General features: G+C 74.6%; 15 protein-coding genes and 1 pseudogene. 4 read left to right on the top strand and 12 right to left on the bottom strand.

Annotation, left to right across the window (positions count from 1 at the left end; translation table 11 throughout):
* From OTB16_RS05010 to OTB16_RS04960, 11 genes and pseudogenes are all read right to left on the bottom strand, one after another.
* A pseudogene (locus OTB16_RS05010) lies at positions 1–2,875 on the bottom strand (serine/threonine-protein kinase).
* Positions 2,872–4,218 (bottom strand): hypothetical protein, encoded by a 1,347-nt coding sequence (locus tag OTB16_RS05005; protein WP_267718628.1) that lies wholly within the window; start codon positions 4,216–4,218, stop codon positions 2,872–2,874. Before OTB16_RS05005 ends, OTB16_RS05010 begins: the two are co-directional and overlap by 4 nt.
* A gap of 83 nt (positions 4,219–4,301) precedes the next feature.
* Positions 4,302–5,240, bottom strand: a complete 939-nt coding sequence (locus OTB16_RS05000) for a glutamate ABC transporter substrate-binding protein (protein ID WP_267718803.1) — start codon at positions 5,238–5,240, stop codon at positions 4,302–4,304.
* A gap of 140 nt (positions 5,241–5,380) precedes the next feature.
* Positions 5,381–6,760: a hypothetical protein gene (locus tag OTB16_RS04995; RefSeq protein ID WP_420717631.1), complete on the bottom strand. Its 1,380-nt coding sequence runs from the start codon at positions 6,758–6,760 to the stop codon at positions 5,381–5,383.
* A gap of 202 nt (positions 6,761–6,962) precedes the next feature.
* Positions 6,963–7,958, bottom strand: a complete 996-nt coding sequence (locus OTB16_RS04990) for an N-acetylglucosamine kinase (RefSeq protein WP_267718627.1) — start codon at positions 7,956–7,958, stop codon at positions 6,963–6,965.
* Entirely contained in the window at positions 7,949–9,214 is a 1,266-nt protein-coding gene (locus OTB16_RS04985) for a 6-phospho-beta-glucosidase (protein ID WP_267718626.1), read from the bottom strand. Before OTB16_RS04985 ends, OTB16_RS04990 begins: the two co-directional genes overlap by 10 nt.
* A 5-nt stretch (positions 9,215–9,219) precedes the next feature.
* Positions 9,220–10,059 (bottom strand): carbohydrate ABC transporter permease, encoded by an 840-nt coding sequence (locus OTB16_RS04980; protein ID WP_267718625.1) that lies wholly within the window; start codon positions 10,057–10,059, stop codon positions 9,220–9,222.
* Positions 10,056–10,937 carry a carbohydrate ABC transporter permease gene (locus OTB16_RS04975; RefSeq protein ID WP_267718800.1) on the bottom strand — a complete coding sequence of 294 codons (882 nt, stop codon included), beginning with the start codon at positions 10,935–10,937 and terminating at the stop codon, positions 10,056–10,058. Before OTB16_RS04975 ends, OTB16_RS04980 begins: the two co-directional genes overlap by 4 nt.
* 112 nt (positions 10,938–11,049) lie before the next feature.
* Positions 11,050–12,384 (bottom strand): ABC transporter substrate-binding protein, encoded by a 1,335-nt coding sequence (locus tag OTB16_RS04970; RefSeq protein ID WP_267718624.1) that lies wholly within the window; start codon positions 12,382–12,384, stop codon positions 11,050–11,052.
* Positions 12,385–12,492: 108 nt separating this feature from the next.
* Positions 12,493–13,710: an ROK family transcriptional regulator gene (locus OTB16_RS04965; RefSeq protein WP_267718623.1), complete on the bottom strand. Its 1,218-nt coding sequence runs from the start codon at positions 13,708–13,710 to the stop codon at positions 12,493–12,495.
* Between the two features lie 150 nt (positions 13,711–13,860).
* The gene (locus tag OTB16_RS04960) at positions 13,861–14,949 is read right to left on the bottom strand and encodes a mechanosensitive ion channel family protein (RefSeq protein WP_267718622.1); all 1,089 of its coding nucleotides are present in this window, start codon (positions 14,947–14,949) and stop codon (positions 13,861–13,863) included.
* A gap of 287 nt (positions 14,950–15,236) precedes the next feature.
* Between OTB16_RS04960 and OTB16_RS04955 the strand changes: the two genes are divergently transcribed.
* Positions 15,237–15,785, top strand: coding sequence for an HNH endonuclease (locus OTB16_RS04955; protein ID WP_267718621.1), 549 nt, complete (start codon positions 15,237–15,239; stop codon positions 15,783–15,785).
* 30 nt (positions 15,786–15,815) lie between these two features.
* Here the strand turns inward: OTB16_RS04955 and OTB16_RS04950 are convergent, their stop codons facing one another.
* Positions 15,816–18,851: a beta-N-acetylglucosaminidase domain-containing protein gene (locus OTB16_RS04950; protein ID WP_267718620.1), complete on the bottom strand. Its 3,036-nt coding sequence runs from the start codon at positions 18,849–18,851 to the stop codon at positions 15,816–15,818.
* Positions 18,852–19,077: 226 nt separating this feature from the next.
* On the opposite strand from OTB16_RS04950, the gene OTB16_RS04945 reads away from it, so the two are divergent.
* From OTB16_RS04945 to OTB16_RS04935, 3 genes are all read left to right on the top strand, one after another.
* A complete protein-coding gene (locus OTB16_RS04945; protein WP_267718619.1) occupies positions 19,078–21,147 on the top strand; it encodes a 4-alpha-glucanotransferase in 2,070 nt (689 codons plus the stop codon).
* Between the two features lie 20 nt (positions 21,148–21,167).
* A complete protein-coding gene (locus OTB16_RS04940) occupies positions 21,168–21,407 on the top strand; it encodes a hypothetical protein (protein WP_267718618.1) in 240 nt (79 codons plus the stop codon).
* 414 nt (positions 21,408–21,821) lie between these two features.
* Positions 21,822–22,769, top strand: coding sequence for a DMT family transporter (locus OTB16_RS04935; RefSeq protein ID WP_267718617.1), 948 nt, complete (start codon positions 21,822–21,824; stop codon positions 22,767–22,769).
* The last annotated feature ends 3 nt before the right edge of the window (positions 22,770–22,772 follow it).

The following is a 22,772-nucleotide window of genomic DNA, read 5'->3' as shown; positions in this document are numbered from 1 at the left end:
TCACACCCACGTCCGGGGACGGAAACGGTTTGCCCGCTCCACCAGTTCGATCCTCTCCTCGCCCCGCTGTGCCAGCCGGGCGAGGACGCGGTACGAGCGCTCCAGTCCGAAGCGCAGTCCGCGCTCGTCGAGTTGACTGCCGAGCAGCGAGGTCCGGCCGGGGTCGGAACCCCGGCTACCAGACACTACCCAGTCCAGGGCCGAGCCCAGAACCTCGGTCGTCAGCCGCTCGTGGCGCTCCGGGTCCAGCCCGAACCGCCGCAACGCCTCCACCTGGTCGGAGGCGGCCCGCAGATCGGCCAGCAGCGGTTCCAGCGGCGACCGGTCGCGCAGACGTGCGCGTACGGCCGCCACCCGCGCGGCGGTGTAGTGGATGGACGCCTCCGGCACGGACTCCAGCGTGCGCACGGCCCCGTCCCGGTCTCCGGCGGCCAGTTGGACCCGGGCCAGCCCGAAGGCCGCGCTCACGAAACCCGGGTCGGTGATCCAGACCAGCCGGTAGTACTCGGCGGCGTTGTCCAACTGTCCGAGGACCTCCGCGCACAGCCCGAGGGCGAGCTTCGGCGCGGGTTCGCCCGGGAAGGCGTCGTAGATCGCGTCGAAGGACAGGGCCGCTATCTCGTCGTCACCGGCGGCCAGCGAGGCGATGCCGCGCGCCCACACCACCCGCCAGTCGTCCGGGTGCCGGTCCTCCAGCTCCGCCAGGGTGTTCCCGGCGACGGACAGTTCGCCCAGCTCCAGCCGGGCCCGCAGCTCGCGCAGCCGCAGCTCGGCCGAGTCGGCGGGCGCCGAGCCCAGCGCGCCGAGCAGGTCGGCCGGGGCGGAGGCGAGCAGACCGGCCAGGAAACCGGCGTTGGGATCGGCCGGGTCCACCAGCGGCACCGGCAGGGCCAGCGCCGTGCCCCGCGCGTCGAGCCGCGCCAGGCCCGCCGTCCGGGACTCCGCGAACACCGCCGGGGCGGGTCCGGGGCCGGATGCGGGCGCCGCCGGGCGGAGCGACGCCCGCCGGCGGGTACGGCCGGGATGCGGGCGGGGCGGCCGCAGCCGCCGGCCCGCGGCCCGCCACACCGTGGCTCCCCGGCCCGTGGCCCGCGGCGGGACCCGCCACCGGGTACGGCAGCACCCCGGGCGCCGCCGGACCGGGTGGCGGAACGACGCCGGGCGCGGCGGCGTACGGGACGGCCCCGGACACGCCGGGTACGACCGGTCCGATGCCGCCGGACACACCGGCGCCGGCTCCCGCGACACCGCTGACCGCGACACTGCTTCCCGCGGCGCCCGTTCCCGCGGCGCCGCGGCCGAACGGGCCGCGCCGCCGGGCGGCCGCCGGCCGTACGCCCAGGTGCGACACCTCCAGGCCCGCCTCGTCCGCGAACAGCCGGGTGTCCGGCACCCGCAGTTCCGGGCTGAACAGCGTCGACAGCTGCGGACGCGGCCGGCCCGTCTGGAGCGCGACCACCTCCCGCAGCACGCCCGTCAGCTGGTCCGCCATCTCCTGCGCGGACGCGAACCGCCGCCCCGGATCGGGGTCGGTGGCCCGGACGAGCAGCCGGTAGAAGGACTCGTACCGCCCGAACACCTCGATGTGCTCCGGGTCCGGCAGCGAGTCCACGAACACGTTGGTGTAGCCCTGGAAGTCGAAGGTCAGGACGGCCAGCGTCCGCGCCACCGTGTACAGGTCGGACGCGACCGACGGGCCCACCTCGGCGACCTCCGGCGCCTGATAGCCGACGGTTCCGTAGATGGCCGACTCGTCGTCGTCCATCCGCCGGACCGCGCCCATGTCGATCAGCTTCAGCTGGTCCTGCTGCTGGATCGCGTTGTCGACCTTGAAGTCGCAGTACAGGAGGTTGCGGCTGTGCAGGTGGCCGAGCGCCTCCAGCGCCTCGATCCCGTACGCGCAGGCCTGTTCCACCGGCAGTGGATCACGCCGCCCGTCCGGCCGGCGCCGCTCGTTGGCGATCTCCTTCAGCGACTTGCCGCCGACGTACTCCATGACGATGTACCCGTCCAGCGAACCGGTCCGCTGGTCGAGGTGCTCCACGAAGTTGTAGATCCGCACGATGTTGGAGTGCTCGATCTCCGCGAGGAAGCGCCGCTCGGAGATCGCGGCCTCCATCGCGTCCTGGTCCCCGGTGTCGAGCAGGCCCTTGAGCACCACCCACCGGTTCGAGACCGCGCGGTCGACGGCCAGGTACACCCAGCCGAGCCCGCCGTGCGCCAGGCAGCCCGCCACCTCGTACTGGCCGTGGACCACGTCGCCCGCGCGCAGCTTGGGCACGAAGGAGTACGGGTGCCCGCACTTGGTGCAGAACCCCTCCGTCCGGCCCTGCCGCTCGCCCCGGGAACGCCCCACCGGGGCCCCGCAGTCCGAACGCGAGCAGAACCGCTTGCGCTCCGGCACCTCCGGGTTCTCCAGGACCGCCGCCGAGGGGTCCGGACGCGGCACCTCCGGCATCGTCACCAGTCCGGCGCCGAGCCGGCCGCGCCCCGAGGACGAGGGCGCCGAGCCCGAGCTGCGGACCGACACCGACCGGGTGGAGGCGGTCCCGGACAGCGCCCGTGACAGCCGTCCCGACACGGAGCGCCGGGACTGCGACGAACGGGACGAGCGCGAGGACCGCGCCGACCCGGACGACCGCGCCGAGCCGTGGGAGCCCTGCGAGCCCGCCGATCCCCGGGACCCGCCGGAGCCCAGCGATCCCTTCGCCGCGCTGGTCATCCCCGTCGGCGGCGAGAGCAGCTCCTCGGCCCCCGCGGCGACCGCGCCGACCGGCGCCAGCCCGCAGGTGTCGCAGTACAGCTCGCCGCCGCCCATGTCCTCGTACGTCCCCGGGCAGCCGGGGCGAACGCACATCGTTCCGGTCAGGCTCATGCGTCCTCCTTCCCCGGCCCGGCGGGCCAGTGGTGATCCGGCAGGGGCTGCTGAGGCCCCGGAGACTGTTGATGCCCTGAAGTCTGTTGCGGCCCCAGGGACTGTTGCGGCCCCAGGGGCTGCTGTGGCGCCAGTGACTCGGCCGTCGCCTGCTGGTAGCGCAGGACCGCCAACTCGGCGGCCCGCAGATCGCAGGGCGCGCTCCACAGCATCCGCCGGGCCGTGTCGTACCGCTCGATCAGCACCGGGTCCTCCGCCATTCCGTGCCGGGCCACCTTCGCCCTGTACGCGTCGAGGCGCCCGCGCAGCTCGGCCCGGACCGCGAGGGGGGCCGTCACCGCCGTCAGCGACTCACGGGCCCGGCGCAGTTCCTCCTCGGCCCGCTCCTCCAGCGACTCCAGCAGCGGCGAGAGCCGGTGCCACCGGGACCGGCGCCGGTGCTCGGCCGCCGCCGCGAGCTGCTCCTGGAGCGCCGTGGGCGGGCCGCTCACCGCGGGCACCTCGGACGCGGCGATCTTCGCCAGCACCTCGCCGCGCGCGGTCCGCGCCTCGGCGAGGGTCCGGTCCGCCCGCGACAGCACGTCCCGCAGGCTGATCAGCCGCCGCTCGGAGTCCTGCCGTACGTCCAGCACGGCCTCGACCTCCCGGCGTACGTCCTCCAGCGCGAGCGCCGCGCGGTCGTAGCGCCCGGTGTCGGGCCGGCCGCCGCCGGGCGCGGAACTCCCCGCGACCGGCAGCCAGAACGCCAGCGGGTCCTCGATCACCCGCGCCCGCAGCCCGGTCAGCTCGGCCGTGATGTCCTCCAGGTCATCGCCGGAGGGGTGCTCGCCCGGCCGCACGCCCACCGAGTGGGCCAGCGAGCGGGTGCGGTGCAGCTCGGCCGCGAGGAGGTCGATGCGGGCGGGCAGCGCCGACCACACCGCGTCGGCGGCCACCACCACGTCGAGCGAACGCGCGTACAGCCCGTTCATCCGGGCCACCAGCTCGGCGAGCGAGAACCGCTCCGCCAGCGGGGAACCCTCCACCGCGGCCCCCGCGATCAGCACCCCGGGCCCGCGCAGGCGCTCGGTGAGCTCGGACAGTTCCTCGCGATTCGGCCAGCGACGCCGCTCGCGGATCTCCCGGGCGGCGGCCAGGGCCCCGCTGTAGGCGTCGAAGTACCTCCACAGCCGGGTGATGTCCGCGTCGGCGGCCGCCCAGCGCTCCGCGGTGAGCCCGGTCAGCGCGGCTCCCTCCAGCAGCCGGCGGCCGGAGTGGTCCTGGAGGGCGAGCAGCGAGCTCTCCACGGCCTCGTGCTCCGCGCCCAGCCGGGCCAGCGCACGGTCGACGTCGTCCCGGTCCATCACCGCCGATCCCGCCTCCCCCGACTCCGCGCCGCCCGACCGCGCCCGCTGCCGTGACTCCGACCCCGACTCCGCCACCGGCCTCAGCCGTCCCGGTACTTGGGCTCGGGCGGTCCGCCCACGTTGGGCAGCACGGCCCTGAGGTGCACCCCGTACGAGGTCATCCACGGGCTGCCGGCGCCGCCCGCGCGGTAGTCCTCCAGCACCTTGTTGACCCGCCGGACGAGGTCGGAGGCGTCCTTGTTCATCGCCACGCCGTAGAACTCGCGGGTGAAGGGCGAGCCGACCAGCTGCACCGAGGGGTCCTGCGCGGCCTGGCCGGCCGCGAGCGCGTTGTCGGTGACGATGCCGTCGACCTCGCCCAGCTGGAGCCGCACCAGGCAGTCCAGCTGGTTGGGCACGGTGACCGGCACCGAGCCGTACGACTGGGCCGTCAGCGTCGCCTCCGCCGTGGAACCGGCCGCGAAGCAGATCCGCTTGTCCTTCAGCGAGGTGTCGTAGCCCGTGATCGGCGACCCCTTGGGGGCCAGCACCTGCTGTCCGGCCTCGAAGTAGGCCGTCGAGAAGGCGACGTCCTCCAGGCGCTTGCAGTTGATCGTCATGGTCCGCACGACGACGTCGACGCGCCCCTCCTGGAGCGCGGGGACGCGCTGGCTCGTGGGGATGGCCCGGTATATGACCGCGTCCGGGTCGCCGAGGATGTCCTTGGCGATGGCCCTGACCAGGTCGATGTCGAAGCCGTCGAGGACACCGCCGCGGGACTGGCTGAGGTACCCCCAGCGGAAACTGTTCTGGTCCACGCCCGCCACCAGCTTGCCCGCCGCCTTGATCCGGGCGATGGTCGCCCCGTCCACGGCGGACGGGCGCAGGCTCGCCTCCGGGTTCTGGCAGGTGTCCGCCGGCGCGGCCGGGGCCACAGCCGGCGAGGCGGGCCCGACCGCGGCCGGGCGGCCGGTGTCCGGGGCGGCCTGGGCCAGCGGGAGCAGCACGGCCGCGGCCGTCACCGCGCAGGCGGCGGCCATCGCGCTGACCCCGCCCCAGCCGCGCAGGCGCCGGGTGGCCCGCCGGAGGCCGCCGGCCCCGCCCGGTTCCGCCGGGACCCCGTGGTCCGCGCCGGCTCCGTTCGCCCTGGGGGCGCGTTCCGCTCGTATCCGCATCGCTCTCACCTGTACTCCGAAAGCCTGCGCCCGATACCGAGCAGCGCCGCCGCCGCGCCGAGGGCCGCCAGGGCCGCCGCGCCCGTCATCAAACCGTCCAGGGCGCCGAGCCCGTCCCGGGCCGCCCGGGTGAACTCCCGCTGCTCGTGGGCCACCGTCTGTGCCAGGGAGGCGTCCACCGTGTCGAAGGCGGCGCCGCTGCTCTCCTTTTGCGCGTCGTTGCCGACGACCTGGTCCCGGGCGGCGGCGTAGTCCCCCTTGAGGTCCGACTCCCGGGCCGCCGCGTGCCGCGCCTTCCACTGCTCCACGCCGTCCGCCGCCCGGCTCAGGGGCCCCCGGCCCGCGTCGTCGTCGGCCAGCCGCAGGGCCGCCGCCAGTCCGCTGTCCAGCTGCTTCATGTTGTGCGTGAAGTCCACGTCGTACTTGTCGGACTTCTTGTCCTCGGCCAGTACGGCGCCGCGCGCGATCAGCGTCAGGTTCTCGCCGGCCCGTGCCTGGAGGGAGGCGATCCGCGCGTCGTTGAGGACCTTCAGCGACTCCTGTCCGTCCGCCCGTGCCTGGCTCAGGTCCGACCGGGCCACCGTGTGCCCCACGACCAGCCACAGCAGCACCACCAGCGAGGCCGCCGTCGCGGTGACCAGCCCGTGGTTGAAGACCCGGTTCGTACGCCGGTAGTTGCGCCGCTGCACCCACAGCAGGGCGGCGAGCGCGAGCAGGCCGGTGCCGATGGAGGCCAGCGGCCAGGACCGGGCCTCGTCGTGGTCGGTGTAGAGCCGCCGGGTCTCCGCCTCGTAGAGCCGCTGGGCGGCGGGCAGCAGCTGGGTGGTCATCTGCTCGTTGGCGTACCGGAGGTAGGCGCCGCCCAGCGGCAGGCCCTGCCGGTTCGTGGCGCGGGCCTGCTCGATCAGCCCGGTGTAGCGGGGCAGACCCTCGCTCAGCAGGGAGATCTGCGCGCGGGACTCCTCGTCGACCCGGGTGTTGGCGGCCGCGCTCACGAGCAGTTTCGAGGCGTTGGCGATGTCCTTCTCGTACCGCTGGCGGACCTCGCGCGGCTCTTGGCCGCCCGCGAGGAATCCGTTGGAGGAGGTCGTGTCGGCGTCCGCGAGGGAGCGGTAGATGCTGGCCGCGTCAGCGCTCAGCGGCTGGCTGCGGCCCACGACGTCCTCGGCGGCACCGACCCGGCCGGACATCTCCCAGACGCTCACCGTGCCGAACAGCACGATCAGGGCGGCCACCGCGGCTCCGATGATCCGCAGCCGGCCGGGCTCGGTCGTCGCGGCCGCGCGCAGCCGCTCCACGCCCTCGGCCCATGCGGTGCCCCGCCCCGGCGGCCCGCCGGGCGCCCCGGCGTGACCGCCCGGCGGCGCGGGCGCGCGTGTCGTGATGGCCACCGTGCTCCCCCTCGGTCTGTGCTCCCCCGGATGTGGCCGGGAGCCTGCGCAGCAGTATGGACGTAGCGACGGCCGGCCACAGCACCGGTGGTCGATCTTGGGCGATACGTCCCCGGGGGCGTCCCCTTCGCCCCTTGACCGTCAAAACGTCCCTACGACCGCCACGGTTCCAGACAGGCGGCCCGTTCGGGCGGGTTCACCCGAAACGGGCGCGGAGTTTGCTGTGGGCGAAGGGCGCGGACCCGAGCGCGTCCAGGCCCAGCAGCGCGGCCCCGAGCACCGGGGGCGCCGTGACCACCGAGATCCGGGCGCGCGGGGCGCGTTCGGCGAGGCCCGCGGCGATCCGGTCGTTCAACTGCGGGTGGCGGGCGGCCAGCACGCTGCCGCCGAGGACCACGGGCACCTCCTCGTCCAGCAGGTCCAGCCGGCGCAGCGCCACCGTCGCCATGGTCACCACCTCGTCCGCCTGCCGGTGCACCAGTGCCAGCGCCACCGGGTCGCCGGCCGCCGCCACCGCGAACAGCAGCGGGGTCAGCTCGTGCCGCCGCTCGGCGGGGACGCGGCCCAGGTGCAGTTCCTGCACCAGCGCGTACATCGAGGTGAGGCCGAAGTGCGCGGGCAGCGCCCGGGCCAGTTCGGTCGGCTCGCCGCGCCCGTCCTCGGCCCGGGCCGCGAACCACAGGGCCTCCTCGGCCAGGCCGCCCCCGCCGCCCCAGTCGCCGGAGATCCGCCCGACCGCGGGGAAGCGCGCGGTCCGCCCGTCCGGTGTCGTCCCGACGCAGTTGATGCCGGCGCCGCACACCACCGCGACGCCGCGCGGCTCGGCGCCCGGCGGCAGTCCGGCGCGCAGCAGCGCGAAGGTGTCGTTGTGCACCGCCGTCACGCGGCCCCAGCCGCGGCGGCGGATCTCGTGGCCCAGTTCCCGTTCCTCCACCGGGAAGTCGGCGTTGGCCAGACAGGCCGACACGTACTCGGCCCACGGCCCGGTACCGCCCTCCCCGCGGTGGTCCAGCCCGACGGAGGCCATAGCCTCGGCGAGCACGTCGACGGCCGCGGCCACGCCCGTCAGGAACGGCTGGAAGCCCCCGGCCCGCCCGGTGGCCGTCACCGAGCCGTCCGGGGCGATCAGCGCCACGTCCGTCTTGCTGTTGCCCGCGTCGATCGCCAGCACCGCGGGGAGGGTCACAGCCATGCCAGGTGCTCCTTGTTGTGCGCGAGGAGGCGGTCGGTCAGCGCCTCGGCCCGGTCGAACTGGCCGACCAGCGGGTGCGCCAGCAGTGCCTTGAAGACCCGCTCGCGGCCGCCGCGGACCGCCGCGTCCAGCGCGAGGTCCTCGTACGCCGTCACGTGCGCGACGAGCCCGGCGTACAGGGGGTCCAGCCGGGGCGCGGCCAGCGGTACCGGGCCGGAGCCGTCCACCCGGGCCTGCACCTCGACGACCGCGTCGTCGGGGAGGAACGGCAGGGTGCCGTTGTTGCGGGTGTTGACCACCTGCACGGCGGGCCCGCCGTCGCCCAGCAGGGAGGCCGCCAGGTCCACGGCCGCCTCCGAGTAGAAGGCGCCGCCCCGCTTCGCCAGCAGCGCGGGCTTCTCGTCCAGGGCGGGGTCGCCGTACAGGGCGAGCAGTTCGCGTTCCATCGCGGCGACCTCGGCGGCCCGCGAGGGCTTGGAGCCGAGCTCCCGGACGACCTCGTCGTGCGCGTAGAAGTACCGCAGGTAGTACGAGGGCACCACGCCGAGCCGGTCCAGCACGGCGCGCGGCAGGTGCAGGTCCCCGGCGATCGCGTCCGCGTGGCCGGCCAGCAGCCGCGGCAGCAGGTCCTCGCCGTCCGGGCCGCCGCGGCGGACGCCCAGTTCCCAGGTGAGGTGGTTGAGCCCGACGTGGTCCAGGTGGATGTCGGCGGGCGCGAGGTCGAGCAGGGCCGCGAACTTGCGCTGGAAGCCGATGGCGACGTTGCACAGTCCGACGGCCTTGTGCCCGGCCCGCAGCAGGGCCCGGGTGACGATCCCGACCGGGTTGGTGAAGTCGATGATCCAGGCGTCCGGGCTGGCCCGGCGCACCCGTTCGGCGATGTCCAGGACCACCGGGACGGTGCGCAGGGCCTTCGCGAGGCCGCCCGCGCCGGTGGTCTCCTGGCCGACGCAGCCGCACTCCAGCGGCCAGGTCTCGTCCTGGAGCCGGGCGGCCTGGCCGCCGACGCGCAGCTGGATCAGCACCGCGTCGGCGCCCTCGACCCCGGCGTCGAGGTCGGAGGTGGTGGTGATCCGCCCGGGGTGCCCCTGCCGGGCGAAGATCCGCCGGGCCAGGCCGCCGACCAGTTCCAGCCGCTCCGCGGCCGGGTCGATCAGGACCAGCTCGGAGACCGGCAGGGTGTCGCGCAGCCGGGCGAATCCGTCGATCAGCTCGGGGGTGTAGGTGGAACCGCCGCCCACCACTGCGAGTTTCATGGTCATCAGCCTTTCACTCCGGTCAGGGTGACGCCCTCGACGAACGCCTTCTGGGCGAAGAAGAAGAGGACGATCACCGGTGCCATGACCAGTACGGTCGCGGCCATCGTCAGGTTCCAGTTGGTGTGGTGGGCGCCCTTGAAGGACTCCAGCCCGTAGCTGAGGGTCCAGGCGGCCGGGTTGTCCGAGGCGTAGATCTGCGGGCCGAAGTAGTCGTTCCAGGCGTAGAAGAACTGGAACAGGGCGACGGCCGCGATGCCGGGCCTGGCCATCGGCAGGACGACGCGCAGCAGGGTGCGCAGCTCGCCGCAGCCGTCGACGCGGGCCGCGTCGAGGTACTCGTCGGGGATGGTCAGCAGGAACTGGCGGAGCAGGAAGATGGAGAAGGCGTCGCCGAAGGCCATCGGGATGATCAGCGGCCACAGGCTGCCCGTCAGGCCGAGCTGTTTCGCCCAGAAGAGGTACATGGGGATGACGACCACCTGCGGCGGCAGCATCATCATGGCGATCACGAGCATCAGCGACAGGCGCCGCGCGCGGAAGCGGAACTTGGCGAGCGCGTAGGCCACGGGCACCGAGGAGACCACGGTCAGCAGGGTGCCGAGCCCGGCGTACAGCAGGGTGTTGCGCCACCAGGTCAGGAAGCCGGGGGTGTTCCACACCGCGGCGTAGTTGCCCCACTCCCAGGTGTCCGGCCACAGGTCGCGGGTCAGGGCCTGCCGGTCGCCCATCAGGGAGGTCAGCAGGAGGAAGACGAACGGGAGGACGAAGAACAGGGCGGCGGCCACGCCGAGGGAGTGCACACCGACCCAGTGCAGTACGGCCTTGCGGCTGCGCGTGCTCATTCACCGGCTCCGATCAGTCCGCCACGGCGGCGCATGAGGAGCGCGGTGAAGGCCATGGAGAGGGTGAACAGGACCAGCGCGATGACGCAGGCGGTGCCGTAGTCGAAGCGCTGGAACCCGAGGTTGTAGACGAGCTGCGGCAGGGTCAGGGTGGACTTGTCTGGGTAGCCGGGCTCGAACTGCTGGCCCGAGCCGCCGATCACCCCGGCCGCCACCTTCCCGGCCACGAGCGGCTGGGTGTAGTACTGCATGGCCTGGATGACCCCGGTGACGACGGCGAACAGGACGATCGGGGAGATGTTCGGCAGGGTGATGTGGCGAAAGCGCGCCCAGGAGCCGGCCCCGTCCAGCTCGGCGGCCTCGTACTGCTCCTTGGGCACGTCGAGCAGGGCGGCCATGAAGATGACCATCAGGTCGCCGACGCCCCACAGGGCGAGGGCGGTGAGCGCGGGTTTGGACCAGCTCGGGTCGGTGAACCAGCCGGGGGTGGGCAGTCCCACCGCATCGAGCACGGTGTTGACGGGTCCGGTGCCGGGGTTGAGCAGGAAGACGAAGGCCAGCGTGGCGGCGACCGGCGGGGCCAGGTAGGGCAGGTAGAAGAGGGTCCGGAAGATCCCGGTCCCGGTCTTGATCTTGGTGATCAGCAGGCCGATGCCGAGGCCGAAGGCGACGCGGCAGCCGACCATGACCACGACGAGCCACAGGGTGTTGCGCATCGCCGGCCAGAAGGCGGGGGAGTCGGTGAAGACGTACGACCAGTTGTCGAGCCCGTTGAAGACGGGCTGCCGGAAGCCGTCGTACTTGGTGAAGGAGAAGTACACGGTGGACAGGAGCGGGTAGGCGAAGAAGACCGCGAACCCGATCAGCCAGGGGGACATGAAGGCCGCGGTCCGCAGGGCGGACCTCCGGCGCCTCGCCCGCGCGGCCGGGTCGGGGGCCCCGTCCGGGGCGGTATGGGCCGCGGTGGGTGCGGCGGCGGCGGTCATCGGGCTACTTCGCCTTCGCGATGTCCGTGTCGATCTGCTGGTCGACCTTGGCGAGGCCGGCCGTGATGTCGGCGACGGCGCCCTTCTCGGCCCCGTACGCGAAGTCCTCGAAGGTCAGCTGGTAGGTGCCGCCGTCCGCCTGGGCCGGCGTGGTGCTGGACTTCGGGTGCCGGGCGATGTCGACGAAGGTCTTGAACTCCGGGGTCAGCTCCAGCGCGGGCGACTCCAGGGCCGCCAGCGTGGACGGCACGTTGTGGATGGCGTTGGCGAAGGCCACCACCGCCTCGGTGTCGGTGGTCATGTACTTCACCAGCTCCCAGGCGGCGTTCTGCTTCGTGCCGACCGAGGCGATGCCCATGATCGTGCCGGAGAGGTAGCCCTTGCCGTAGTCGGCGGCCTGGTCGTCGGGCACGGGCAGCGGCGCGGTGCCGATCTCGAAGCCGACCCCCGCCTCCTTCGCCATCGCGGCCCGCCACTCGCCGTCGATCTGCATGGCGACCTGGCCCCGGTGGAAGGGGTGTTCGGCGCTCCACTCGTCGCCGAAGGTGGTGCGGAACCTCTCCAGCTTCTCGTAGCCGCCGAGCTTCTCGACCAGGTCCTTCTGTGCGGTGAGCATCTTCGTGAAGGCCGGGTCCTTGGCCAGGCCGGCCTTGCCGTCGGCGTCGAAGTACCTCGCGCCCCACTGGGCGGCGAGGCGGGTCGGCTTGGTCTCGTACCCGTGGAAGGTGGGCATCAGCCCGACCTGCTCGTACGAGTCCCCCTTGGGCTTGGTCAGCTTCTGGGCGACCTCGGTGAACCGGCTCCAGGTCTTCGGGGGCTCGGTGATGCCGGCGGCGGCGAAGGCGGTCTTGTTGTAGACCAGCCCGTACGCGTCGTTCAGCAGCGGCAGGGTGCATTGGTTGCCGTTGAACTGGGTGTACTCCAGCAGGGTCTTGGGGAAGACCTTCGCCTTGTCGATCCCGGACTTCTCCAGGAAGGGGTTCAGGTCGGCGAAGGCGCCGGAGTTGCAGAACTTGCCGACGCTGTCGGTGGTGAAGGAGGAGACCACGTCGGGGGCGCCGTCCCCTCCCGCCCGCAGGGCCTGGTTGACCTTGTCGTCGGTCATGTTGCCGGTGACCTTGACCTTGATGTTCGGGTGGGCCTTCTCGAACCGCGCGATGTTCTCCTCGATCGCCATGACCTCGCTCGGCGCGGACCAGCCGTGCCAGAAGGAGAGGGTGACGTCCTTCGCCGGGTCGTCGGCGGCCGCGTTCCCGCTCTGGCCCGTACAGGCGGTGGCGAGTACGGATATCGCGGCGAGGAGGGTGGCCGCGGTGGTCAGGCGTCCGGTTCTGGGCATGGCGGTGCTCGCTCTCTACGGGAGGAACTTCCGGGAGGGGTGCCAGGGCGGGTGCGGGAGGTGCGGGGGGAGGGCTTCCGGCTTCCGGCGGCCCCCGGTCGGCCCCGGTCAGCGGGAGGTGTCGAAGACCGCGTCGCGGGTGGCGGCGAGCGCGCTCTCCAGCGCGCCGTGCAGCACCGGCCGTTCGCGCACCTGGCCGGCGACCAGGCGGGGGCGGGAGGGGGCCAGTTCGGAGAGCTCGGCCTCCAGCAGGCCGCGCAGCGGTTCACCGCCCGCGGCGATCACCGACCCGGACAGCACCACGATCTCCGGGTCCAGTACGGCGACCAGCGAGGCCAGACCGGTGGCCAGCCCGGTGGCGTACGCCTGGAGGAAGGCCAGGTACGGCCCTTCGGGCGAGTCCGCGGCCCGCGCGAGCAGCGCGACGGCGGCGGCGACCTGCGGGGGGTACGGGCCGTCGGGCGCGGGCCCGGGCGGGACCTCGACGCCGAGCTCCGCGGCCAGCCGGGGCAGCGCCTGGTGGCCGGCCAGCTCCTGGAAGCCGCCCGAGTTGGCCCGGGTGACCTGGCGGACCAGGGGATGGCCGGGCACGGGCAGGAAGCCGACCTCGCCCGCGCCGCCGGTCCAGCCGCGGTGCAGCCGGCCGCCGAGGACGAGGGCGGCGCCGAGCCCCTCCTCGTTCCACAGCAGGACGAAGTCCTCGTGGCCGCGGGCCGCCCCGAGGCGCTGCTCGGCGACGGCGGCGAGGTTGACGTCGTTCTCGTACTCGACGGGCATCGGCAGGGCCGCCGCCAGGTCGTCGAGCAGGGTGGGGGAGTGCCAGCCGGGCAGGTGGCTGGCGTAGCGCAGCCGGCCGGTCTGCGGGTCGAAGGCGCCCGGGGTGGCGATGACCACCCGGTGCAGGTCCGAGCGGTGCAGCCCGGCCGCCTTGACGGCGCCGCCGAGCGCCTCGCAGACCTGGTCGACGGCCCCGGCGCCCTCGGCGTACGGGACCTCGTGGGTGCCGGCCACCGTGCCGGTGAGGTCGGCGACGGCCGCCAGCACGCGCGTCGGGGTGACGTCCAGGCCGCCCACATACGCCGCCCGGGGGTTGACGGCGTACAGCTGGGCGCTGGGTCCGGGGCGGCCGCCGTCGGTTCCGGTGGCGACGACGAGCCCGGCGGCCTCCAGGCGGGCCAGCAGCTGCGAGGCGGTGGGCTTGGACAGGCCCGTCAGGTGGCCGATCCGGGTCCGCGAGAGCGGGCCGTGGGCCAGCAGGAGTTCGAGGGCGGCCCGGTCGTTCATGGCGCGCAGGAGGCTGGGCGTTCCGGGCGTGGCGGCGGGCATGTCGCGGTCTCTCCCTCACCGAGATGAACTGTTAGGTAAGTTTCCTATCGTGGTTCGACCCGTGTCAATGCCGCCGCCCCGCAGGAAAAATCCTGCGGGGCGGCGGAAGCGGGGCGGACGGACCCGGTGGGTGCCTTCGGGGGCGGCCGGCTACTTGGTGATCCTCGGGGCGCCGGACGGGCTCTGCGGCGGTATCGGGGCGGTGGCCAGCGACTGCGGGGACGTCGGGTTCGCCAGCGCCGAGGGAGCGGCGACCGCGGCCGACGGGTCGGCCGGGGCGTCCTCGTCGTCCCCGTCCGGCAGCCCGCCGACGATGCGGATGCCCGCCGCGTCGAAGGCCTCCTTGATCCGCCAGCGCAGCTCGCGCTCCACCGCGAACTGCTGGCCCGGCATGGTCTTGGCCGACACCTTCACGGTCATTGACGCGAGCAGCACCTCGTCCAGGCCCAGTACCTCCACCGGACCCCACAGGCGCTCGTCCCACGGCGACTCCTTCGCCAGGCCGTCGGCTACCTCCTGGACCACCTCGCGGATCCGCGGCAGGTGCTCCGTCGGCTTGACCTGGACGTCGACCGTCGCGGTCGCCCAGCCTTGGCTGAGGTTGCCGATCCGCTTGATCTCGCCGTTGCGCACGTACCAGATCTCGCCGTTCTCCCCGCGCAGCTTGGTCACCCGCAGGCCGACCTCTATGACCTCGCCGGAGGCCACGCCCGCGTCGATCTTGTCCCCGACGCCGTACTGGTCCTCCAGGATCATGAACACGCCGGAGAGGAAGTCCGTCACCAGGTTCCGGGCGCCGAAACCGATCGCGACACCGGCCACACCGGCGCTCGCCAGCAGCGGTCCCAGGTTGATGTCGAGCGCCCCGAGCACCATCAGCCCGGCCGTGCCGAGGATCAGGAACGAGGCCACCGAGCGCAGCACCGAGCCCATCGCCTCGGAACGCTGGCGGCGCCGCTCGGCATTGACCAGCAGCCCGCCCAGGGCCATGCCCTCCATGGCCTCGGCACCGCGGTTCATCCGCGTTATCAGCTTGGTCAGCGACTTGCGGACCACCGACCGCAACGCCCCCGCGATCACGATGATCAGCAGGATTCTCAGGCCCAGGTACAGCCAGTCGGCCCAGTTCTCCTCGATGAAGCTCGCGGCCTCGGTGACGCTCTCGTGCGTCTCCTTGAGCGTCGTGGACGCGTCCGGGGTGTCGGCTGCGAGCGGCAGCAGGGCGGCGGGCCAGGGCACGGCGGGAACCTCCAGGTATCGCGGCCTGCCCGCCGGGGGGTCCCTTCCCGGACGGCGTCCGGGGCGGGTGTGCGGGCAGACCAACCACCCTAACGGGGCATTACCCCCGGCCCCGTCCCGTGTTCGAGGGAGAGACCAGGCTCACCCGGGGAGGAAAGGGGTGTGGTTGAAAACACCCCGGACCCGTTACGGGCGCGTGGTGGCGCTTCGACCAGGCATAAGGAGAGACTGGAGAGCAGATCGTCCCGGCGCGAGCCACGCGCCGCCGGCGTACAAGGAGGCAGTCCGTGCCGCACGTCCTGGTCCTCAACGCGTCGTACGAGCCGCTCGGCGTCGTACCGCTCCGCCGCGCGCTCGTCCTCGTCCTGGAGAACAAAGCGGTCTCCCTGGAAGAATCCGGCGCCTTTCTGCACAGCGCGACGCGAGCCGTCCCCGCTCCCAGCGTGGTCCGGCTCAAGCGCTTCGTCCGCGTGCCCTACCGGGGCCCCGTCCCGCTCACCCGGCGCGCGCTGTTCGCCCGCGACGGCGGCCGCTGCATGTACTGCGGCGCGGTCGCCACCAGCGTCGACCACGTCATCCCGCGCAGCCGGGGCGGCCAGCACGCCTGGGACAACGTCGTCGCCGCGTGCCGCCGCTGCAACCACGTCAAGGCCGACCGGCACCTGCTGGAGCTCGGCTGGCGGCTGCGCCACCAGCCGGCCCCGCCGTCGGGCCTGGCCTGGCGGATCATCGGCACCGGTCACCGGGACCCCCGGTGGATGCCGTACCTCCAGCCGTACGGGGCCGAGGACGCGCTGGAACGCATCGGCGTCGGCATCGGGGTCGCGGCGTCATAGCCGCCCCCCGGGCGCGGAGGGCCGCGCCGCTCAGGGCTGGACCGCGTAGGCCTCCGCCGACCAGAGGCTGCACCCGAACCGCGTCGCCCGGGTGTCGCACGTGACGCGCAGGAAGCGCGTGTCCGGCGCGTCCACGCGCAGCGACTCGGCCCCGCCCCGGGAGTCCGCCACGGCCGCGGCCGTCCGCCAGGTGACGCCGTCCGCGGAGGTCTCGACCCGGTAGGACGCGGGGTGGGCGTCCTGCCAGTGCAGCTCCACCCGGCCCACCCGGGCCGGGGCCGCCAGCTCCGCCCGCCACCACGCCCCGTCCACCGCGGGCGAGGACCAACGGGTGGCCGGGGAGCCGTCCACGGCCGCCGCCGCCGGGAAGTCCGGGGTCTCGTCGGCCGAGGAGCCCGCCCGCGCACCGCGCAGCAGGTCCGGGCCGCCGGTGCGGGCCACGGCCCGTACGGTCAGGGTCCGGGTCTCCCCGCCGAAGGTCACCGGGACCTGGTAGCTGCCGGGCGGGGTCGCGGCCGCCACGACGACCTCCAGCGGGATCGACGCCCGGCCGCCGCGCGGGGCCACCGCGTGCTGCGGGAGGCGCACCTCGATGCCCGCCGGGGGCCGCGCCGCGAGCGCACCCCGGGCCTCGCCCGGTCCCAGGGCGGACAGCTCGGCCGTGACCCGCCGCGGGGCGCCGCCGATCTCCACGTCCGCCGCCCCGCCGTCGCCGAGCTCGAAGCGGGCCTGCGGGCCGTCCCCGAGCCACGGGACCACCCGGTGCACCGCCGGGGCCGCCCCGGCCCAGGACAGGCGTACCGCGTCGGCGCGCAGGCCCGCCGTGTCCACCTGGGTCCAGCCCGAGGGCGCCGCGTCGCCGACCTTGCGCCAGCCCTCGCCCGGTACGTGGGCCTCCACCGCCGCGCCCCGCAGGCCCGCCGGCAGCGGGTCCGTCATCACCGTCACCGCCGCGACCGGGCGCGTGCCGTCCAGCCACACCGTCCAGGCGCCCGGATCCTCCGTGACGGTGCCCGTAGGGCGGACCGCGCCCGTCCAGGCGTCCGCCTCCGCCGCCGCCTTCTCGAGGAACGGGTCCAGCACGGCCCCGTCCACGGCGGCCGCGCCCGGCCGCGCCAGGCCCGCGCGGGCGTCCGCCAGGGCCCGGGAGGCCTGCCAGGCGGCCGCCCCGTCGCCCCGGGCCTGCGCCCGCAGGACATCCACCGCCAGCTCGCCGGCCGTTCCGTGGCGCGCGAGCCGGTCCAGCCAGGGCCCCGCCTCGCCTGCCAGGAACGGGAGCCTTGCGGGGGCCTCGCGCAGCACCGTGAAGGCCTTCCGCAGTTCCTCCCCGGCCGCCGGGTCCCCCGTGGCGCGGGCCGCCCAGAACTGCTCGACCAGCGGCCTGAGGTACGCCGACTCCTCCTGCTTCAGGCCCGAGGAGGCGGTGTTCCCGGCCAGCGCGGCCACCGCCTCGCGGGTCCGCGGGTCGGCTCCGGCCAGCTCGCGCACCGCGGCCGCCCAGGACTCCGACGCCCGGTAGCCGCGCGGGTTCCACGCGAAGTCCGCCGCCGTGAAGAGCGGGACGCGGGACAGGGCGCCCTGCGGCATGGCGTTGGCCAGCAGCGCGGCCGAGCCGCCCGCCACCACCGGTTCGCGGCCCGTGTAGGGGCCGAGGAAGATCCGCTTCGGGTCCCAGTCGTTCACCGGGTAGTTGTCCATGGTGACCAGCGGGTGCCCGAGCGCCGAGCGGGCTCCGGCCAGGTCCCGGCCGGTGATCGTGCGGGGCACCACGCCCACGCCCGTCCACGCCACCTCCACCCGCCGGTCGAGCGCGCCCGCCAGCGCCGTGCGGTAGGCGGTGGCCCCCGCCTGGTAGAACTCGGTGGGCAGCAGCGACAGCGGCGCCGACTCCGGGTGCAGCGCCGCCAGGTGCTCCGCCAGGCCGTTGGCGACCTCCGCGTGCGCCTTCGCGGCCGCCGCGGGGCCCTTGCCGTACCGCTCGCGGTCCGCGGGACAGCCCCATTCGGTGTAGCTGACGTCCTGGAACTGCACCTGGAACGCCCGGAAGCCCAGCTCCCACATCGCGTCCGCCTTGCGCGCCAGCGCCGTACGGTCGGCCGCCGACGACAGGCACATCGACTGACCGGGGGTGACCGCCCAGCCCAGCACGACCCGGTTGGCGCGGGCCCGTTCGGCCAGCGCGCGGAACTCCTCGCGCTGCTCGCGCGGGTACTCCCGGCGCCAGTCCGTCGTCCGGTACGTGTCGTCGCCCGGGGCGAGCAGCAGCCGGTTCTGCTTGGTGCGGCCCATGAAGTCCACCTGCGCGAGGCGCTGTTCCTGCGTCCACGGCCGCCCGAAGAAGCCCTCGGTGATCCCGCGCACGGGAGCGGCCGGCCAGTCCCGCACCCGGACCCCCGGCATCTTCTGCCCGCCGGCGGCCAGCAACTGGCGCAGCGTCTGCGCCGCGTGGAACAGCCCGTCGGCGCCCACGCCGGCCAGCGCGACCGTGTCCCGGCCGCCGGGCCGCCCCACGGCCAGCCGGTATCCGCCGTCCGGCAGGTCGCCCGCCCCGGCCGCGCCCAGCTCCCGCAGCGCGTCCTCGGCGCCCTGGCCCTGGAGCCGTACGACGGTGCCGTGTTCGGGCAGCGGCGCCCCCGGGGCGCGCTCGTGCAGCGTCCGTACGCCCGCCCGGCGCAGGGCGTCCCGTACGACCTGGACCGCGTACGGATCCGCGTCCGCCGGGGCCACCAGCACCGCTTCCGCGCCCAGCGGCACCTCGCGTGCGGGATCGGCGGTCATCGACTGCGGCCGCGGCCACACGGCGGGCCCCTCGGCGGCCGCGCGCACGGGCTCCGCGCCGGGGTCGGCGACGGCGGCGGGACCGGCGACGGCGACGGGCGCTGCGGCGCCGGCGGGCGCGGCGGCGGCGCCCCGGCCCGCCGCGGGGGCCGGTTCGCGGGCCGGGACCACCGGCGCGCCCGCCACCGCGAAGGCCCCGGGCGGCGCGTCCGCGACGGCGCCGCCCAGCAACGTCCCGATCACGGCCACCGCGGCGGCGGTCGCCCGCTTCCTGCCCCTGAGCTGCACAGACTTTCCCCGTCCCGAGACGTCCCCCGCTCGTACGAACGAGCCCGACCCCACCACCCGTGCGGCCGGAGTGTCAATGCGCGCGGGTGATCTGACCGGTATATGCCGCGAATGCGACGCCTTCGAATGGGTATGGCTGCGGTGTTCCCCGGCGATGCCCCCACCTTTCCGGCGCCTTCTGCACCACCCTTCTGACCCGCCCTCACGCACGAAGGAGTGCCCGTAGATGGACGACCTGTCCCGGCTCGCGGACCTGCACGGCATCGCCACCACCTACCAGCCCGCCGCGAACACCTCCGTCGTGGTCCCGCCGGCCACGGTGGCCGCGGTGCTCGGCCTGATCGGGGTGCGCACCGACACCCCGGACGAGGTGCGGGCGGAGCTGGTACGGGCCGAAGGGCTGCGCGCGGCAAGGCTGTTGCCGCCCGTCCTGGTCGGCTGGGCGGGGGATCCGCCGCCCGCCGCGCTGGCCGCCCTGCCGCCGGGCACCCGCGTCCGGCTGGACGCCGAGGCGCAGGGCGCGGATGACGCCGCCGGGACCAGTGCCGGGGAGGATGCCGGCGCGGCCGCCGCGTCCGTCGAGTGGGAGACCGGGCCCGGCGGCGCGCTGCCCGGCGGGCTGCCGCTGGGCGTCCACCGCATCACCGCCACCCTGCCGGACGGCCGCACCGCCGAAGCCACCCTGATCCTGGCCCCCGACCGGGCCCCGGCCCCGCCCGGGCGGACCCACGGACTCCTCGTCCAGCTGTACTCGCTGCTCTCCGAACGGTCCTGGGGCATGGGCGACCTCGGCGACCTCGCCGCGCTGGCCCGCTGGGCCGCCGAGACGCACGGCGCCGGATTCATCCAGGTCAACCCGCTGCACGCGGCCGTCCCCGGCACCCCGACCGACCCCTCCCCGTACCGCCCGTCCTCGCGCCGCTTCCCGGACCCCGTCCACCTGCGGATCGAGGACGTCCCCGAGTACGCCGACTGCCCCGACCGCGGGACCCTCGACGAACTCGCCGCCCGGGGCGGCGAACTGCGCCGCCAGGTGCTGGAGAAGGGCGCGCTGATCGACCGGGACGCCGTCTGGGCGCTCAAGCGGCGGGCCCTGGAGCTGCTGTACGCCGTCCCGCGCACCCCGGAACGCGCCGCCGCCTACGCCCGGTTCCGCGCCGGACAGGGTCCCGCGCTGGACCGGCACGCAGCCTGGTGCGCCTCCGCGGCCGGGGAGGAGCCCCGCGAGCGCGGGGACTTCCACCGCTGGCTGGTGTGGCTGACGGACACCCAGCTCGCCGCCGCCCAGCGGGCCGCCCGCGCGGCCGGCATGTCCGTCGGCATCGTGCACGACCTCGCGGTGGGGGTGCACCCCGACGGCTCGGACGCGCTCACGGGGCCCTTCCACGCCCGGCACGTCTCGGTGGGGGCCCCGCCGGACGCCTTCAACGCGCGCGGCCAGGACTGGGGGCTGCCGCCGTGGCGCCCGGACCGGCTGGCCGAGGCCGGGTTCGCGCCGCTGCGGCAGCTGCTGCGGGGGGTCTTCCGGTACGCGGGCGCCCTGCGCATCGACCACGTGATGGGGCTGTTCCGGCTCTGGTGGATCCCGGAGGGGAGCCCGGCCGCCGAGGGCACGTACGTCACGTACGACGGTGAGGCGATGCTCGCCGTGCTGGTCCTGGAGGCCCACCGGGCCGGGGCCCTGGTGATCGGCGAGGACCTCGGGACGGTGGAGCCGGGGGTCCGCCACGCGCTGGCCCGGCGCGGGGTGCTGGGCACCTCGGTGCTCTGGTTCGAGCGGGACTGGGAGGGCACGGGCGAACCGCTGGCCGCCGGGGACTGGCGTGCCGACTGCCTGGCCACCGCCACCACCCACGACCTGCCGCCGTCCGCCGCCAAGCTGGCCGGGGCCCACGTGGAACTGCGCGACCGGCTGGGCCTGCTCACCCGCCCGGTCGCGGCGGAGCGGGCCGAGGACGCCGCCGACACCGCCGAGTGGCTGGAGCTGCTGGACGGCCTCGGTCTGGAGACCAAGGACGAGGAGGCCGCCGTCCAGGCCTTGTACGCGTTCCTGCTGCGCACCCCGGCCCGGATGGTGGGGGTCTGGCTGCCGGACGCGGTGGGGGACCGGCGGCCCCAGAACCTTCCCGGGACCTGGGACCAGTACCCCAATTGGCGGCTGCCGGTCGCCGATGCCGCCGGGCGGCCGCTGACCCTGGAGGACCTGGCCGCCTCGCCCCGGGCGAACGCCCTGCTGAGCGGGGTGCGGGAGGGCGGTGCACCCCGTACGGCACCCCCGGGCGCGCGGGTCGTTTAGGTGTTCGCTACGTTTGCACCGTGGACAAGAAGAACGCTCTGCGCGCCGGCGCCGTCACGGCCGGAACGACGCTGATGATGCTGCTGATGACGTCTCCCGCCCTCGCGCTGACCCGCGACGACGGCGACGACCCGGCCCCGGGCCTGAGCATTGCCCAGACGCTGGGCCTGTTCGTGGCCACGCCGATCATCCTGTTCCTGGTGATCGCGGGCCTCGTGATGGTCGGCGACAAGTCGCGCAAGCCGCAGAACCAGAGCTGAACCCAGGCCGCCCCCGAAGGGGCGGCGCACAGAAGACCTCCGGGGCGCCGGGGGTCCGCGGAGCCGGTGCGTCAAGCCGCCGGTGCGGACCCCCGGCGCCCTGTCGTGCTCACGCGACCCCGGCCGGCAGCTCGCGGAGCAGGCCGGTGAGCGGCTCGCCCTCCTCGGGCTCCAGCCCGGTCAGGGCCGCGCGCCGCACCTCCGGCGCGGCGGACACGGCCTCGACGGTCAGGGCGAGCCCGCGGTGATCGCCTTCGGAGCCACCGTGGCCGGCCGGCCCGCAGTGGCCCGTACCCCCCGATCGTTCAGTTCTGCTGAATAGATCCATCGAAACATTTCGATGGACCTGAGCGATCGGCCGGTGCGACGGTAGGCCCACGCCCTACGACACCGACCCCGAGGGGGAAACACCCAGTGGCCGTCACGGACCGCGCCCGTACCGTTCCGCAAGCACGGCGGCCCCCCGGCCCGGCGAGGAAGGGAGCCGCCGGACTCGGCGCCGGCGTGCTCCTCGCCCTGCTCGCGACGGTCGTGTGGTCCGGCAGCTTCGTCGCCACCCGGGGGATGGCCGACACCGTCCCGCCCGTCCAGGCCGTCTTCTGGCGCTGGATCATCGCCCTGCTCGCCGTCGCCCCCTTCGCCGCCCGCCAGGCCTGGCGGCAACGGGCCCTGATCCGGCAGCACTTCGGCTACATCGCCCTCGCCACCCTGTTCGGCGTCACCCTCTACAACACCCTCGTGCACCAGGCCAGACTGACCACTTCCGCCTCCAACATGGGCATGATCATGGCGGCCTCGCCCGTCATCATGGCCTGCTACGCCCGCCTCGGCGGCGAACGGCTCGGCCCCCGGCGCACCATCGGGATGCTGGTGGCCGCCCTCGGGGTGCTGCTGCTGGTCGGGGACGGCTCCCTCGGCTTCGACTTCGCCGCCGGAGACCTGTGGATGTTCGGCGCCGCCCTCTCCTTCGCCACGTACAGCGCCCTGCTCAAGCGGGGGCCCGCCGAACTCGGCGGACTCGCCTTCCTGATCACCACCTTCGCGCTCGGCGCGCTGATGCTGGCCCCCGCCTACGCCGTCTCGCTCACCGTCCAGGGCGGCTTCGCGCTCACCCCCGGATCGGTCGGACCGCTGCTGTACGTCGGGGTGTTCTCCTCCGCCGTCGCCTTCTTCGCCTGGAACCGGGCGGTCGCGGCGATCGGCGCGGCCCGCGCCGGCATCGTGTACTACCTCCAGCCCGTGTGCGTGGCGGGGCTCGGCCTGCTGCTCCTGGGCGAGCGGACCGGCCCGGCGCAGCTGCTGTGCATGGCGCTGATCCTCGGCGGTGTGGGGCTGGGGAGCGCCGCGGGTGCCCGGCGGTAGGTT

The sequence above is a fragment of the Streptomyces antarcticus genome, assembly GCF_026627255.1.
Lineage (GTDB): Bacteria > Actinomycetota > Actinomycetes > Streptomycetales > Streptomycetaceae > Streptomyces > Streptomyces antarcticus.
This window is presented reverse-complemented; position numbering and strand designations above follow the sequence as displayed.